This is a genomic window from Mycolicibacterium parafortuitum, from assembly GCF_010725485.1.
In the GTDB taxonomy this organism is placed as follows: domain Bacteria; phylum Actinomycetota; class Actinomycetes; order Mycobacteriales; family Mycobacteriaceae; genus Mycobacterium.
Genome location: NZ_AP022598.1, coordinates 606613 through 621315 on the forward strand (window position 1 = coordinate 606613; position 14703 = coordinate 621315).

The window sequence follows — 14703 nt, forward strand, 5'->3', positions numbered from 1 at the left end:
TCAGGCCGGGTCGGTGTCCTCGGCGCGCTGCCGCAGGCGGTCGGCGCGGGCCTCGGCCTCGGCGGCCTCGCGGTTGGCCTCGGTAAACTCGGCGGCGGCCTCGCGGTATTCACCGGCCGCCTCGACGACCTGCTCGCGCTGTTCGGCGCGGGCCCGGACCGTCTCCTGGGCGACCTGCGCCTCGGCCTGCACCTGGCCGCGCGCGGCGTCGCGACGGCCCACCTCCTCGGCGGCTTCGCGCTGGGCCGCCTGATCAGCGCGCACCTGGGTCTCGGCACTCGCGGCGCGCACCTCGGCGGCCGCGCGTTCCTGCGCGCCTTCGAGCTGCGCTTCATTGGCCTGCGCCTGGGCCTGCGCGGCCTCGGCGTCGGCCTCGGCCTCCTTGCGGCTGGCTTCGCGGCGCTCCTTGGCTTCGGCCTGCTCGAGCTGGCCCTCCGCCGTCAACGAGTCATTGCCGGTGACGGCGCCCGCCAACTCCTTGGCCTTGCCCTTCACCGACTCCACAATGCTCTTGCGGGTCTGGGCGGCCTTGTCGTCCTGGGACATCTCGCTCCTTCTGGGATCGGCATGAACTGCCTGCATACCCAGCCGAAGACGAGCTACACGGGAGCGACGTACGTCACACCGCAGCCACGGGGCGGCGGTCGGTGCGTCAGCGGGTCGCGCCGTTGATCGCCGGTGCGTCGATCATGCCGCGCTCGACGCCCCACATCGTCGCGATGGCGCGGTACTCGCCGGTCTCCATCAGGTGTTCCAGCGCCCGCTGCAGCGGCTCGGCCATCCCGGAGTCCTTCGCGACCGGCCAGCCGTACGGGGCGGTGTCGAACACGTCGCCGGCGGGCACCAGGTCGCCCCGGCTGAGCTTGATCGCGAAACCGGTGACCGGCGAGTCGGCCGACATCGCGTCCACCTCGCCTCTGATCAACGCCGCGGTGACCTCGTCCTGACTCTTGTGGACCACCATCTCGATCGCGGGCATCCCCGCGGCCGTGCACTGGTCGCTCTTGGCGGGCAGCTCCTCGGTGGCCTGCAAAGTCCCTTCCGCCACACCCACTCTCAGACCGCACGCGGCGTTGGGCCCCAGCGCGGTACCGGGGCGGCGGGCCCACTGGGTGCCGGCTTCGAGGTAGGTGACGAAGTCGACGAGCTCCTCGCGTTCGCTGGTGTCGGTGACCGAGGACATCCCGAGGTCGTAGGTGCCGTCGACGACGGCGGGCAGGATCGTCTCGAACGGGGTGTCCCGGTAATCCGGGACCAGGCCCAGAACCCGCGCGATCGCGTTCATCAGCTCGACGTCGAACCCGACGAGCTGACCGTCGGCGTTCTTGAACTCCATCGGCGCGTACGGGACGTTCACCCCGATGACGAGGCGCCCGGTGTCGCGGACCTCGGCCGGCACCGTCGCGGCGACCTCGGGGACCGCACCGGCGGGCAACGGGGAATCGGCGTCGCCGTTCCAGGGTGCCCACTGCCACACGCCGATTCCGGCCGCGGCGAGGACGACCGCGGCGACGGCCGCGGCGATCAGCGGTTTGCCCGGGCGCTTGCGTTCCGCGCGGACCGCCGCGTGCCGGGATCCGCTGCCGCGCCGGGCCGGCGCGTTCAGCGCGCGCTTGGCGGCTTCGGCGAGTTCCCCGGCCGTCTGGTACCGCTGGGCCGGCTTCTTGGCCATGCCCTTGGCGATGACCTCGTCGAACGCCGCGAGCCGGGAATCCACCTCCGACGGCTGCGGGATCGGTGAGACCATGTGCCCGGCGATCTGCTGTTCGAGGCTCTCGGCCGGATAAGGCCTTGCGCCGGTGAGACATTCGTAGAGGACACAGGTCAGCGCGTAGATGTCGGAACGCGCGTCGACCTCGCCGCCTTCGAACCGCTCCGGGGCCATGTACGCGAGCGTGCCGAGCGTGCTGCCCGCCGTCGTCAGCCCCTTCTCCCCCGCCGTGCGGGCCAGGCCGAAGTCGATCAGGTACACGAAGTCGCGGTCGGTGATCAGGATGTTGGACGGCTTGATGTCCCGGTGGATCAGCCCGAGCCGGTGTGCCGCATCGAGTCCGTTGGCGACCTGCTCGACGATCATGACGGCGAACGGGGCGCCGAGCGGCTTGTCCGCCTCCTGCAGCATGGTGCCCAGATTGCGGCCTTCGATCAGCCGCATGTCCAGGTAGAGGCGGCCGTCGATCTCGCCGTAGCCGTGGATCGGGACGATGTGCGGATCGTTGAGTCCGGCGGCGGCCTGGGACTCGCGGCGGAACCGGGCCTTGAACGTCTCGTCCTGGGCCATGTGGTGCGGCAACACCTTCAGCGCGACCACGCGGTCGGTTTTGGTGTCGTAGGCCTGGTAGACCTCGCCCATCCCGCCCTGGCCGATCAGCTTCTGGAGTCGATAGTGCCCGAAGGGTGTCGCATTCACCGGTGCTCTCCTCGGCTGCGGCCTATCGGACTCTCGACGGAAGCTCGTTCACGTTTGCCGGGGCTGCCCGGACGCAGGTCAGATCGCCTCATCGCCGGTTGCCCGAATTGGACGTGCCGGTGCAGGACGACGCCACCGCGTGCTGTAAGGGTGCAGCATTCTTACCACGCGTGGGCGTCAGAAGAGCGGTGTCGACCCATGCCGACGATGTCGATGTGAGGCCCGGCTGCGCCGATACCGCGCCGCGGCACCCGGTCCAGGCGATCTACCAGGACTTTTCCGCGCCGTCGGCGGGCAGTCGTCAGAGCCGGTACATCTCCCGGCGCATCGCCGAGTTCTCCAGGAATGCGTCGCGAGCTGGGGCGTAGCTGCGACGTTCGCGCCGGCCGGCGCCGGGTGTGCTCTCGTCGACCGCGAGCGCCACCGCGGTCGGCGTGCGTCTGAACAGTCCGGTCAGGGTCCATCGCGCCCAGGGTCGGAATCCGGCGATCGAGGCCATATGCGTCACCTTCCTTGCACTTTCCTTTCCGCAACGTAACATAAGATTTTGAAGTGGCCAACAGATTTCTCAGTACAGGTAGGGAACGGGAGTGCGATGAGTAGGCTTGCCGACGTGTCGCGACGCACCTATGGCCAGTTCTGCGGGCTCGCCCACGCCCTCGACGTCGTCGGCGAGCGGTGGACGCTGCTGATCGTGCGGGAGCTCGCGTCGCGGCCGAAGCGCTACACCGAGCTCGCCGACGCGCTCGCCGGCATCGGAACCTCGCTGCTGGCCACCCGTATGCGGCAGCTGGAGTCCGACGGCGTCGTCCAGCGGCGCCTCGCGCTCGACCAGCCCGGATCGACCGTCGTCTACGAACTATCCAGCGCGGGAAGGGAACTCGCATCGGCGATCGTCCCGCTCGCGGTTTGGGGTGCGCGCCACCAGATGTCGGACGCCGACGCCTGCGAGGAGATGTTCCGCGCCGAGTGGCTGTTGAGCTATCTGGCCGCCGACTTCCGCCGCGACGGTCCGCACGACCTCGACGCGGTCTACGAATTCCACATCGACGACAGCGTGGCGCACCTGCGGCTGCACGACGGCGCCGTGACGGTGATCCCCGGCCCGCCTCCGACACCGGGCGACGTGACCGTGCGGGCGTCGGCGCCGACGGTGGCCGCCATCGTCGGGCGCAATATCGCCCTCGGCGACGCGGTCGCCGACGGCCGCCTCGAGACCTCCGGGGACCCGACCGCGATCGCGGCGCTGGTCACGGTGATCGAACGGCATCTCGCCCGATGAATCAGGAGGCTCCATGACAGATCAGCCCATCGACGCCGCGCATCCGCCCGACGCGATGCTCGCGGTGGTCAACCCCACGCTGCGATTTCTGCTCAAGACCCCGCTCGGCGGGCTCATCGGTGACTTCATGCTCGTCAGCTTCACCGGCCGCAAATCCGGGAAGCGCTACTCCACACCGGTCAGCGCGCACCACCTCGACGGGGACCTGTACGTGGTGCTGGAGGCGCAGTGGAAGTACAACTTCCGCGACGGCGCCGACGCCGAGGTGTCCTACCGGGGCAAGACGCGCACGATGCGCGGCGAGCTGATCACCGACCGGTCGGCGGTCGCCGCGATCTGCGAACGCGTCGCGACGTCCTACGGCCCCAAGAAGGCGCAACGCCAGATGGGCATGACGTTCCGCGACGACCGGCTGCCGACGGCCGCCGAGTGGGAGGACGCCGTGGACCGGATGAAGATCGCCACGATCAAGCTGACCCCGAAAGCCTAGATCTTCCGCCGAAATTGCATTCCGGCAGACCTCTACTCGCAAAACCTCTGCTGGAATGCAATTTCGGCGCTCAGACCGGGGTGACCAGCTGTCCCGTCCGTAGGAAGCTGTCCAGGTTGCGCACCGTCAGCTCCTCCATCGCAGCCCGGGTCTGCACCGTCGCGCTGCCGACGTGCGGCAGCAGCACGACGTTGTCGAGGCCGAACAACACCTCGGGCACCTTCGGCTCCTCGGCGAACACGTCCAAACCCGCTCCGGCAAGCCGCCCTTCGGTCAGGGCGGCGACCAACGCGTCCTGGTCGACGACGCTGCCGCGGGCGATGTTGATCAGATAACCCTGCGGCCCCAGCGCGTCGAGCACCTCGGCGCTGACCAGTCCCCGGCTCGCATCCCCGCCGGCCGCGGCGACCACCAGCACGTCCACCGCCGCCGCCAGTTCCGCCGCCGACGGGAAGTACCGGTACGGCGAATCCGCTACCCGGTGCCGGTTGTGGTAGCTGATGGTGCAGCCGAAAGCCTTAAGCCGCAACGCGATCGCGGTCCCGATGCGACCGAGTCCGATGATGCCCACCGTGGAACCGCTGACATCGCGGGTCAGCGGGAACATGCCGTCGACCGGCCAACGGCCTGCCCGCACATAACGATCCGCGGCGGAGAACCGCCGCATGGTGTCGATCATCAAGCCGACCGCGGTGTCGGCCACACAGTCCGTCAGGACGTCGGGGGTGTTGCTGACCCCGATCCCGCGGGCGTGCGCGGCCTCGACATCGGTGGTGTCGTAGCCGACGCCGAAGTTCACGATGGCGCCCAGATTCGGCAGCGCCTGGATCAGGCCGGCGTCGACTCCCACACCCCCCGAGGTCACCGTCGCGGTGAACTCCTGGCCGTGCTCGGCGAGGAACGCCGCGCGATCCTCAGGGTCGGCGGGCAACCGCCTGGCCGCGTAGTCGTCGGCGAGGCGCCTCGTCAGCGACGGCATCAGAGGCCCGACCTGCAGGACGTTGTGCGCGGTGCTCATGGGGCCCACGCTAGGGCGAGCCGGGCGGATGGTCCATTGCCGCCAGCACCCAACGGGCGCTGCCGAATACCGCTACCAGGGCTTCGGCTCGTGGAACCGGTTGATGATCGGGATGCGCTCGATGATCCGGTCGCGCAGCCGCGGCGGCTGCACCGGCTGCTGCGGGATCATCGGGGCCTGCACGGGCGGCACGTAGGCCGGCGCCACCGGGGCGGGCGGCACATACTCGGGCGCGGGCGGCATCACCGGTGCGGGTGCCAGCGGCTCCTCGTAGACCGGGGCCGGGGCCTGCGGGACGACCGGCGCAGCCTCGGGCAGCGGCATCTCGACGGCGACCGGTTCGGCGACCGGCGGCGGGGGCGGCGGAGCGGGGACGGCCTCGGGTTCGCGCGGGGCGGCCTTGGCCGGCGTCGGCGTGCTGGTGCTCGGCGCAGGTTCGGCGGCCGGTTCGCTGACCGCGCGCGCCATCTGCGGTGCGGGCCGCTCGGGGGTCAGCGTCATGCCGATCGCCACCGACAGCGAGACCACGAACGTCACCACCGCCGCGGCCAGCACCGAGGCCAGCGCCGCGGTCGGGGTAAACCGGCGAGCCACCGGAGTGTCGTGCGCATCCAGGATCGACACCGCCGACGCCGACGCGAGCGCCGCACCGCGCGCCAGCGCCAGGTGGGCTTCGTCGGCCGAAAGGATCGGCGCCTCGATCTCTTGTTCCAGCGCCGCCATCACGCCGCTGACGTCACCGGATCCGAGGACGAACACCACGTCGGGCGCCAGGGCGCCGACGTCGGTGAGTGCGGCGGCGTCGACGCGGTCGGCGGTCACACCGTCCGGGGTCACGGTGGCGATCAGCGACGAGCCGGGCTCGGCCACGCACACCACGAGCCGCTCGCAGCCGGCGATGTCGGCGATGCCGCGGGCCAGCGCCTCGGCGGCTTCGACGTCGGAGACCGCGATGACGTTCTCGACGCCGCGGTCGGTGAAGGCTTGCCAGACCGCGCTGACGGTCTCTTCGGCGGCGATGTCCCAGGTCAGGCCCACTGCGTGTACCGAGCGCTCAAGCAGTCGATCGACCAGGGCGGCCGCGTCGAACTGATCGTCGACGTTCGTCGCGCCGCGCTCGACGATGAGGCTTTCCCCGGTCGTCGCGCCGTCGACAAGAACCCAGCGCACCGATGACGACGCCATCGACAAACCGAGTACGAGGTCCATGTATAGCTACCTATCTATAACGACTAGGCCTCGACATTACCTCTAGGGCTCGACACGGCACAGTCGGTCGTCTATGGGCCGGCCGCTCGATCAGCCGGGTTCGACGCGAAGTCTGCGGGAGAACTCGGTGGGGGTGCATCCGGCGACCCGGGTGAACGCCGTCGTGAACGCGGTCGGCGACTGGTAACCCACCCGCTGCGCGAGTTGCGCGATGGACAACGTCTCCGCGCGCAGCAGGCCTTTGGCCACTGCGACGCGCCACTCCAGCAGGTACTGCATCGGCGGCATTCCCATGGTGCGGGTGAACCTTTCGGCGAAGACGGCGCGCGACACCGCCGCGGCGCGGGCCAGGCCCTGCACCGTCCAGCCGTGCGCGATGTCGGCGTGCAATGCGCGCAACGCAGGGGCGAGCACCGGATCGGCCAGCCCGGTGAGCAACCCCCGCTGCCTGCCCGCCAGTTCCGGCGCGGCCGCCACCCGGGCCGCCTCGATGAGCAGCACCTCGACGAGTCGCTGCAGGATGATGTCGCGGCACACGCCGTCGTCGTCGGCCTCCTCGGTGATCAGCTCGACGAGCAGGCTCAGCCGCGTCGCACCCGGTTGGTCGGCGCGCACGTGGATCACCGGCGGGAGCAGCGCGACCAGCAGCCCGGCGTTGGCGGGATCGAACCGGAAGTAGCCGCCGAGCATACGCATCTCGACCGGATCGTCGGCGTCGCCGTGACGGGTGTGCCGCGAGTGGTCCAGCGGGCTGAACGCCGGCGCCTCGCCGCCCGCGGCCGCGCGGAGCGTGAACTCCGGGGTCTCGGGCAGCAACAGGAAGTCGCCGCGGGTCAGTTCGACGGCGCCGAGTCCGTCGGCCTCCAGCACGCACGACCCCTGCAGCATCAGGCAGAACGCGGGGTCGCCGTAGCGCGGTTTGCGCACTCCCCACTGTCCGCCGCCGGTGATGACCTTCGACAGCACGGCTTCGGGGCGCAGCAGCGACATCAACACGTCCATCGGGTCGGTGTCGCGCACACCGCAGACGCTAGCGCCGCGGTGTGCCTGCCCGCACCCGTCAGGTCATCCGGCCAGCGCGACCGCGTCGGCCCCGGCGGCGTAGCGCAGCCGGTCCGAGGTGTCGGTGGCCGCCCGGTACACGACGTCGGCGACGTCCTCGGGAGTGGTGTGCGGGCCTGGGGTCTGGAAACCGTCGAACACCGGCGCCGCGAAGGGCTGGTCCTCCTCGGGGATGAGCCCGGCCATCCGGTGCACGCCGTTGCTGGTGAACTGGGTGCCGGGGCCGTAGCCCGGTTCGACGAGTTTGGCTCGCACGCCGAAGAATCCGAGCTCCAGCGCCAGCGATCCGGTGAAGCCCTCGATCGCGGCCTTGCTCGCGGTGTAGGCGGCGGCCAGCGGCATCGCGGCCAGCGTCACGCTGGACGTCACGTTGACGACGACGCCGCTGCGGCGTTGCCGCATCTGCGGCACCACCGCCTGTGTCATGGCCATCACGCCGAAGGTGTTGGTCTCGAACAGTTCTCGCACCGTCGTCATCGGAGTGGCCTCGAATGCGCCGACCGCACCGATCCCCGCGTTGTTGACCAGCACGTCGATCGTGCCCGCCGCCGCGACCGCGCCCGTGACGCTGTCGGGATCGGTCACATCGAGGGCGAGCAGCCGAAGATTGTCGGAGGCGGGCAGAAGGCCGGGCCGCGGAGTCCGCATGGTGGCCACGACATTCCACCCCTCGTCGAGGAAGCGCAGTGCCGTCGCGAGACCGTAGCCGGACGAACACCCTGTGATGAGAACGGTTGTCATGCGGCAAAGCTATGGCCGCTCGGCGGCCGGTTCAACGCCGTGGCGTCCGGGATTCCTTCGCGATCGTCTTGGATTCGGTATCGGTCGCCTCGGTGCCGGTGTCGGAGTCGGTCTGACCGGTTTCGGTGTCGTCCTCGCGCCCGGTGTCGTCCTCGGACTCTTCGTCGACGGCCTCATCGGCGGCCTCATCGACGGTCTCCTCGGCGGCCTCATCGGCGGTGGTCTCGGCGTCACGTGCGGCGCGGTCACGGTCGCGGGGCTTGCGCGCATCGACCTCGACGTCGGATTCCGTCGTCTCGGGCTCCTCGGCGATGTCGGCAGCCGCGGCGGGTTGGGGCGCCGCGTTCGTTTTCTCAGCGCTGACAGGTTTGACCAGACCGGCCCGCGCCGGCTGACTGTAATCGGTTCTGTCATAGGATGATTCGATGAACGTGCGCAGCGGAGCATCCAGGGCGGCCATCGCCGCGTCCGACAGGAACGGGTCCAGCGGCATCAGCAGCGGGATCGGATAGGTCTTGATCACGTAGTAGTGCGTGTTGGACCCGGCGTCGTACTGGTAGTAGGCCGGATCTCCGGAGTCCCGCGCGGCGGCCAGATCGGCGGCGGTCAATTCGGTCTGGGTGGGGCTGTGCACCAGGATCGTTCCCATGATCGCGTTCAGCACGGCGACCGGGTTCCACACGTAGCGGGGAAAGTCGGACCAACCGTCGTACTGGCGGGTCACGTCGATGGTGAGGTCGCCGTTGTTCGGGGTGGCGCCGCCGAAGGTGACGTCGAGCAGCGGGATCTTCGCGCCGTCGAACCGTTGCATCACACCGCCGTTCGGGCGTCCCGGGTTGCCGACCAGTAGATACACATTGCCGGTGTGCGTCTCCTTGTACACCGAGGCGGCCACCGCGCCCTGCGAGAAGCCGAACACCACGTCACCGGCGGAGAGCTGGTGCCCCGCAAGCAGTTCGACACCCTCGGCGACCGAGTCGTCGTAGGTCAGGTCCCGGAACCCGCCGTGCGAGAACGGCCGGAAGGTGGCGCTGTAGGGCACCAGCCGGTATGCCGAATCCGGTGGTGTCACACCGGAACCGTCGACGACCGCGCCGATGAAATCCTCGAATTGCTGCTCGGTCGGCACACCACCGATGTTCGTGCCGCGCAGATAGTGCAGCGACGCCATCAGTTGCGGGCCGGCCGGGATCGTCGGCGCGGCGCCGATCACCGCGGCACCGGCGAGGGCCATCGCGATCACGGCCGTCCCGCCCCCACCCCGAGCGCGTTCGCTGTCAGCGCGCCGCGAACCACGCGCCCAGCGTGCGAGACCTCTGGCGGTCCACCCCTTCGCCATCCAGTTCCCCTTCCCCACCCGGGCTCGCACACCGCGAACCGACGAGCGAGCGTGAGCATACGCGCAGATGTTTGCTCGGTAGCGGAGAACCAGCGCCGCGGTCGATGCACGAAGCCGATCTTGATGCAGCACAGCACGCGATTTATGACCATCGGGCGGAAACTCTGGCTGTCGGCGGGTGCGGGAAATACAGTTTGCTTGACACCGGACCGTCCCGAGGCTGCGGTCCCGCGTGCAGGAGGAGGGGACATGGGGGTTACTCCCGAGGGCTCAGGCAACGGGCGGTCGCCGAGCGGGTCCGCACGCCATGTCGGCCGGGTCGGCGGGTTGGCGTTTGCTCTCGGCGTCGGGGCGGCCCTGCTGACCGGGACGGCGGTGGCCTCGGCGGAGACGTCGGAGTCGAGTTCGGTCTCGGCCAGTGCGTCGGCGTCGGACAGCCCGTCGGACAGCTCGACGCAGCGGCAGTCCGCGAAGCCACAGCTCGGATCGCGGACCGCCGCCGAACGCCCGGACCGGTCCGACTCCGAGGACTCGGACTCCCGGGACTCTGATGCCGATGCCGATGCCGAAGATGGCACCTCGACACGAAACAGTAAGCAGGACAGAGATACCGCACCGCGCACCGCGATCCCGGTCGACGAGGCAGACGACGCCGAGGACGCGGTCGACGACACCGTCGTCCAGGAAGCCGACGCGGAGGCCGACGAGCCGTCGTTCTTCGAGCAGCTCTTCAACAACAAGACCCCGAGCATCACCCACGACGCGACGGAGGACACCGTCATCGAGGGCACGGTCGTCGGCAACCTGCACCCGCAGGACCCCGACTCCACCCGCCTGACCTACACGGCCACCCGCCCGACCCACGGCACCGTCACCATCGCCGACGACGGCACGTTCGTCTACACCCCCGGCACGACCTACACCGGCCAGGACAGCTTCCAGGTGACCGTCAGCGACGCCCGCGACGGATTCCACATCCACGGCGCCGCCGGTCTGCTCAACCTGTTCACCTTCGGCCTGCTCGGCAGCAGCGGCCACCGCTCGACACAGAGCGTGTTCATCGGCTCGGAGCGCGCGACGGTGGTGTCCGGGCTGAACTCGCCGGTGGACTTCCGTTTCCTGCCCGACGGCCGCATCCTCGTCGCCGAGAAGAACGGGGCGATCCGCGTCGTCGAGAACGGCGTGCTGCGCACCGATCCGCTGATCACCCTCGCGGTGCGCACCGAGACCGAACGCGGTATCGGCGGGCTGGCCGTCGACCCGGACTTCAGCATCAACGGCCGCCTGTACGTCGCGTACGTCGCCGCAGACACCACCCGGAACACGTTGTCGCGCCTGGTCGTCGACGGCAACACCGCGACGCTGGACCAGATCCTCGTACAGTCCACCCTGACCGCGGCGCCCAACCACCACGGCGGCGCGCTCGGCTTCGGCCCGGACGGCGCGCTGTACTGGGGCGTCGGTGACAACGCGAGCGGGTCGAACGCGCAGAACCTCGACAACATCCACGGCAAGATCCTGCGACTGAACACCGACGGCAGCGTGCCCGACGACAACCCGGTCATCGACGGCCGGCGCACCCTGATCTACGCCTACGGTCTGCGCAATCCGTTCCGGCTGACGTTCACCCCGACCGGCGAACTGCTGGTCGCCGACGTCGGCAACGCGGCGTTCGAGGAGGTCAACAAGATCACCGCCGGTGGCAACTACGGCTGGCCCAATGCGGAGGGGCTGTGCACCAGCAACTGCGCGGGCAAGATCGATCCGATCTACACCTACCCCCGCGAGGGCGGCGCGGCGATCACGTCGGTGGTCGTGCACCGCGGCAAGGTGTTCATCGCCGACACCGTCAAGGGCTGGATCAGGACCCTGACCTGCACTCCGGGCTACACGTCGTGCGGTGACGTGACCACGTTCGACCCGAACGCCGGAGCGACCGTCGTGCTGGCCGAAGGTCCCGACGGCGCGCTGTACCAGCTGGTCTATCAGCCGGGGCGGCTGGTGCGGATCGACCTGGCCGACCCCAGCGATCTGAGCCGGGTCTGACGCGGAGGTTTCAGATCGGCTCCCGGCGGGAAACTCGCTGTCTTGCCGGTGGGAGGAGCGAGATGGTGGGTGGAAAGCAACGTGCGACAGTGCGGCCGAGGACTCTGAGCCGGCTGGCCGAGTTCTTCCGGACCGGATACCCGCCTGAGGTGCCGTCGACCGGGTTCGTGCCGTTGTTCGCGTTGCTGCCGCCCCGCCAGAGCAGCTGACCCGGAGCCGGGTCAGGCTGCGGCGCGCACCAATTCGACGACCGGGATGACGCGCGTCGTTCTGCGCTGGTATTCACCGAACTGCGGTTCGAGCGCGACGTGCTTGGCGTAGATCTCGTCGCGCTCGGCTCCCTGGAGAACGCGCGCGGTGGCCTGGTAGGTCTCGGTGCCGAGCTCGACCGTGACGGCCGGATTGGCGACCAAATTGCGATACCAGTCCGGGTGGGTGTCCGAACCGCCCTTGCTGGCGAAGACGTAGACCCGGCCGTCGTCGAGCAGCGCGACCAGCGGGGCGATCCGCTCGATGCCGGACTTGGCGCCGATGTGGTGCACGAGGACCAGCGGTTTGCCCTCGAACACGCCGCCGGCCGTGCCTCCGGTGGAGCGGAACTCGTCGATCACCTGACGGTTCATCTCGTCGAATGCTTTTTTGTCCATGGCGGGTATGGACCGCCGGCGACGCCCCGATATTCCCGAACGCAAATCAGGCCCCCTCGAAAGGGGGCCTGACCAGTGTGGCAGGTACAGGATTCGAACCTGTGTAGGCGTTAGCCGACGGATTTACAGTCCGCTCCCATTGGCCGCTCGGGCAACCTGCCGGGGTACTGCATGCGCGGTACAGCGCGCACAGCAGGATATAACGAACCCATACCCCCACAACAAATCGCCAGGGTGGTTTGGCTGTCGCCACGGCCTGCGACCAAGATGGTGGCAAGCATCAACACCGCGAGGGAGGGACGATCCAATGGCGGATTCATCGTTCGACGTCGTCAGCAAGGTCGACCGCCAGGAGGTCGACAACGCGCTCAACCAGGCTGCCAAGGAGCTGGCGACCCGGTTCGACTTCCGCGGCACCGACACCACCATCGAGTGGCAGGGCGAAGAGGGCATCATCCTCGTCTCGTCCACCGAGGAGCGGGTCAAGGCCGCCGTCGACGTGTTCAAGGAGAAGCTGATCCGTCGCGACATCTCGATGAAGGCGTTCGATGCGGGCGACCCGCAGCCGTCGGGGAAGACCTACAAGGTGATCGGCAGTATCAAGCAGGGCATCTCCAGCGAGGACGCCAAGAAGGTCACCAAGCTGATCCGCGATGAGGGCCCCAAGGGCGTCAAGGCGCAGATCCAGGGTGACGAGATCCGCGTCAGCTCCAAGAAGCGCGACGATCTGCAGGCCGTCCAGGCCCTGCTGCGCGGCGCCGACCTCGACGTCGCGCTGCAGTTCGTCAACTACCGGTAGTTACGCCACCGCGCGTCGCAGCAACGTCATTTCGGCCTCCACGGCGGCTCCCCCACCCTAGGGTGATCGCCATGGCACCTGCGCAACGCGAACCCAAGGTTGTTGTTCTCGGCGGCGGCTCGTGGGGCACCACCGTCGCGTCCATCTGCGCGCGGCGCGGCCCGACGCTGCAATGGGTGCGCTCGCAGGAAACCGCCGACGACATCAACAACAACCACCGCAACAGCAAGTACCTCGGCGACGAGGTCGAGTTGGCGCACTCACTGAAGGCCACCACCGACTTCACCGAGGCCGCCGAATGCGCCGACGTGATCGTGATGGGGGTGCCGTCGCACGGGTTCCGGGGCGTGCTCACCGAACTCGCCACCCACCTGCGGCCGTGGGTGCCGGTGGTGTCACTGGTCAAGGGGCTCGAGCAGGGCACCAACTACCGGATGAGCCAGATCGTCGACGAGGTGCTGCCGGGCCACCCGGCCGGAATCCTGGCCGGCCCCAACATCGCCCGCGAGGTCGCCGACGGCTACGCCGCCGCGGCGGTGCTCGCGATGCCCGATCAGCACTTGGCCGCGAACCTGGGGAACCTGTTCCGCACCAAGCGGTTTCGCACCTACACCACCGACGACGTGACCGGCGTCGAGATCGCCGGCGCGCTGAAGAACGTGTACGCGATCGCCGTCGGCATGGGCTACTCGCTGGGCATCGGCGAGAACACCCGCGCGATGGTGATGGCCCGAGCGGTCAACGAGATGTCCAAGATGGGTGTCGCGATGGGCGGGCACCGCGACACGTTCGCCGGCCTGGCCGGGATGGGCGATCTGATCGTCACCTGCACCTCGCAGCGCAGCCGCAACCGGCACGTCGGCGAACAACTGGGCCAGGGCAAGACCGTCGAGGAGATCATCGCCTCGATGAACCAGGTCGCCGAAGGCGTCAAGGCCGCCAGCGTGATCATGGAGTTCGCCGAGAAGTACGGCATCTCGATGCCGATCGCGCGCGAGGTGGACGCCGTCGTCAACCACGGCTCGACCGTCGAGCAGGCCTACCGGGGACTGGTCGCCGAGAAGCCCGGCCACGAAGTGCACGGGTCGGGTTTCTAGCCGGTGGTGGGCCACACCCCGGACTGGTAGCTCAGCTTGAGCAACTTCAGGTAGATCAACGTCTGCACCTCGGTCACGGCCTCGATCGTGCGGATCGAGTCGTCGATGACGCTCAGCAGATGCGCGCCGTCGCGCGAGGTCACCTCGACCAGCACGTCATACGAACCGGCGGTGGCGACCGCGAACGTCACCTCCGGCACATCGCGCAGCGCTTCGGCGACCGCGTCGACGCCGCCCTGGGTCTTGACCAGAAGCATCGACGTGAACCTTCCCGGCCCGACCGGATTGGTGACGGCGACGATCTGCATGTGCCCCTGCTCGATCAGCTTCTGCAGGCGCTGACGCACGGTGGCCTCGGAGACGCCGACCTCCTTGGCGATCGCCGCGTAGGACTTGCGCCCGTCCGGTCGTAGCGAGTCGACGATCGCGGCCGACACCTTGTCCAGCGCGCCCTCGGCGTCTTCCGCCATCTTCCTCCCTTGACATTCACTACGGATTCCTCAATCTACACCCGCGATTCTCATGGATTCAGGAATCACAGCCACGAATTCTGTAGTTTTCCG

General features: G+C 68.9%; 16 protein-coding genes and 1 tRNA gene. 6 read left to right on the forward strand and 11 right to left on the reverse strand.

What is annotated here, in order from left to right; genetic code table 11:
* From NTM_RS02635 to NTM_RS02645, 3 genes are all read right to left on the reverse strand, one after another.
* Window positions 1-546 carry a CsbD family protein gene (locus tag NTM_RS02635; protein WP_163769352.1) on the reverse strand — a complete coding sequence of 182 codons (546 nt, stop codon included), beginning with the start codon at window positions 544-546 and terminating at the stop codon, window positions 1-3.
* 106 nt (window positions 547-652) lie between these two features.
* A complete protein-coding gene (gene stpK7 / locus NTM_RS02640) occupies window positions 653-2410 on the reverse strand; it encodes a serine/threonine protein kinase StpK7 (RefSeq protein ID WP_163765373.1) in 1758 nt (585 codons plus the stop codon).
* 301 nt (window positions 2411-2711) lie between these two features.
* On the reverse strand, window positions 2712-2909 hold the full coding sequence (locus NTM_RS02645) for a hypothetical protein (protein ID WP_163765374.1): 198 nt from the start codon (window positions 2907-2909) through the stop codon (window positions 2712-2714).
* A 96-nt stretch (window positions 2910-3005) separates the two neighbouring features.
* On the opposite strand from NTM_RS02645, the gene NTM_RS02650 reads away from it, so the two are divergent.
* Window positions 3006-3692: an HxlR-like winged helix-turn-helix transcriptional regulator gene (locus tag NTM_RS02650; RefSeq protein ID WP_163765375.1), complete on the forward strand. Its 687-nt coding sequence runs from the start codon at window positions 3006-3008 to the stop codon at window positions 3690-3692.
* 13 nt (window positions 3693-3705) lie between these two features.
* The gene (locus tag NTM_RS02655; RefSeq protein ID WP_163765376.1) at window positions 3706-4182 is read left to right on the forward strand and encodes a PNPOx family protein; all 477 of its coding nucleotides are present in this window, start codon (window positions 3706-3708) and stop codon (window positions 4180-4182) included.
* A gap of 70 nt (window positions 4183-4252) precedes the next feature.
* On the opposite strand, the gene NTM_RS02660 is transcribed toward NTM_RS02655, so the two are convergent.
* From NTM_RS02660 to NTM_RS02680, 5 genes are all read right to left on the reverse strand, one after another.
* Window positions 4253-5200 (reverse strand): 2-hydroxyacid dehydrogenase, encoded by a 948-nt coding sequence (locus NTM_RS02660; protein WP_163765377.1) that lies wholly within the window; start codon window positions 5198-5200, stop codon window positions 4253-4255.
* 72 nt (window positions 5201-5272) lie between these two features.
* Window positions 5273-6409: a DUF7159 family protein gene (locus tag NTM_RS02665; protein ID WP_163765378.1), complete on the reverse strand. Its 1137-nt coding sequence runs from the start codon at window positions 6407-6409 to the stop codon at window positions 5273-5275.
* Window positions 6410-6499: 90 nt separating this feature from the next.
* On the reverse strand, window positions 6500-7429 hold the full coding sequence (locus NTM_RS02670; RefSeq protein WP_435405021.1) for an AraC family transcriptional regulator: 930 nt from the start codon (window positions 7427-7429) through the stop codon (window positions 6500-6502).
* Between the two features lie 45 nt (window positions 7430-7474).
* Window positions 7475-8212 (reverse strand): SDR family NAD(P)-dependent oxidoreductase, encoded by a 738-nt coding sequence (locus NTM_RS02675; protein ID WP_163765379.1) that lies wholly within the window; start codon window positions 8210-8212, stop codon window positions 7475-7477.
* A gap of 31 nt (window positions 8213-8243) precedes the next feature.
* Window positions 8244-9446: a PE-PPE domain-containing protein gene (locus tag NTM_RS02680; RefSeq protein ID WP_232079886.1), complete on the reverse strand. Its 1203-nt coding sequence runs from the start codon at window positions 9444-9446 to the stop codon at window positions 8244-8246.
* 354 nt (window positions 9447-9800) lie between these two features.
* Between NTM_RS02680 and NTM_RS02685 the strand changes: the two genes are divergently transcribed.
* Entirely contained in the window at window positions 9801-11597 is a 1797-nt protein-coding gene (locus tag NTM_RS02685) for a PQQ-dependent sugar dehydrogenase (protein ID WP_163765381.1), read from the forward strand.
* A gap of 89 nt (window positions 11598-11686) precedes the next feature.
* The gene (locus NTM_RS02690) at window positions 11687-11806 is read left to right on the forward strand and encodes a DUF3349 domain-containing protein (RefSeq protein ID WP_142407134.1); all 120 of its coding nucleotides are present in this window, start codon (window positions 11687-11689) and stop codon (window positions 11804-11806) included.
* Between the two features lie 12 nt (window positions 11807-11818).
* On the opposite strand, the gene NTM_RS02695 is transcribed toward NTM_RS02690, so the two are convergent.
* The gene (locus NTM_RS02695) at window positions 11819-12244 is read right to left on the reverse strand and encodes a nitroreductase family deazaflavin-dependent oxidoreductase (protein ID WP_163765382.1); all 426 of its coding nucleotides are present in this window, start codon (window positions 12242-12244) and stop codon (window positions 11819-11821) included.
* A gap of 78 nt (window positions 12245-12322) precedes the next feature.
* A tRNA-Tyr gene (locus NTM_RS02700) sits at window positions 12323-12405 on the reverse strand.
* A gap of 146 nt (window positions 12406-12551) precedes the next feature.
* Between NTM_RS02700 and NTM_RS02705 the strand changes: the two genes are divergently transcribed.
* Window positions 12552-13043: a YajQ family cyclic di-GMP-binding protein gene (locus NTM_RS02705; protein WP_104861963.1), complete on the forward strand. Its 492-nt coding sequence runs from the start codon at window positions 12552-12554 to the stop codon at window positions 13041-13043.
* A 71-nt stretch (window positions 13044-13114) separates the two neighbouring features.
* On the forward strand, window positions 13115-14140 hold the full coding sequence (locus NTM_RS02710; protein WP_104862193.1) for an NAD(P)H-dependent glycerol-3-phosphate dehydrogenase: 1026 nt from the start codon (window positions 13115-13117) through the stop codon (window positions 14138-14140).
* Here the strand turns inward: NTM_RS02710 and NTM_RS02715 are convergent.
* On the reverse strand, window positions 14137-14610 hold the full coding sequence (locus NTM_RS02715) for an Lrp/AsnC family transcriptional regulator (RefSeq protein WP_104861962.1): 474 nt from the start codon (window positions 14608-14610) through the stop codon (window positions 14137-14139). The two genes, NTM_RS02710 and NTM_RS02715, sit on opposite strands and share 4 nt — an antisense overlap.
* Window positions 14611-14703 lie beyond the last annotated feature (93 nt).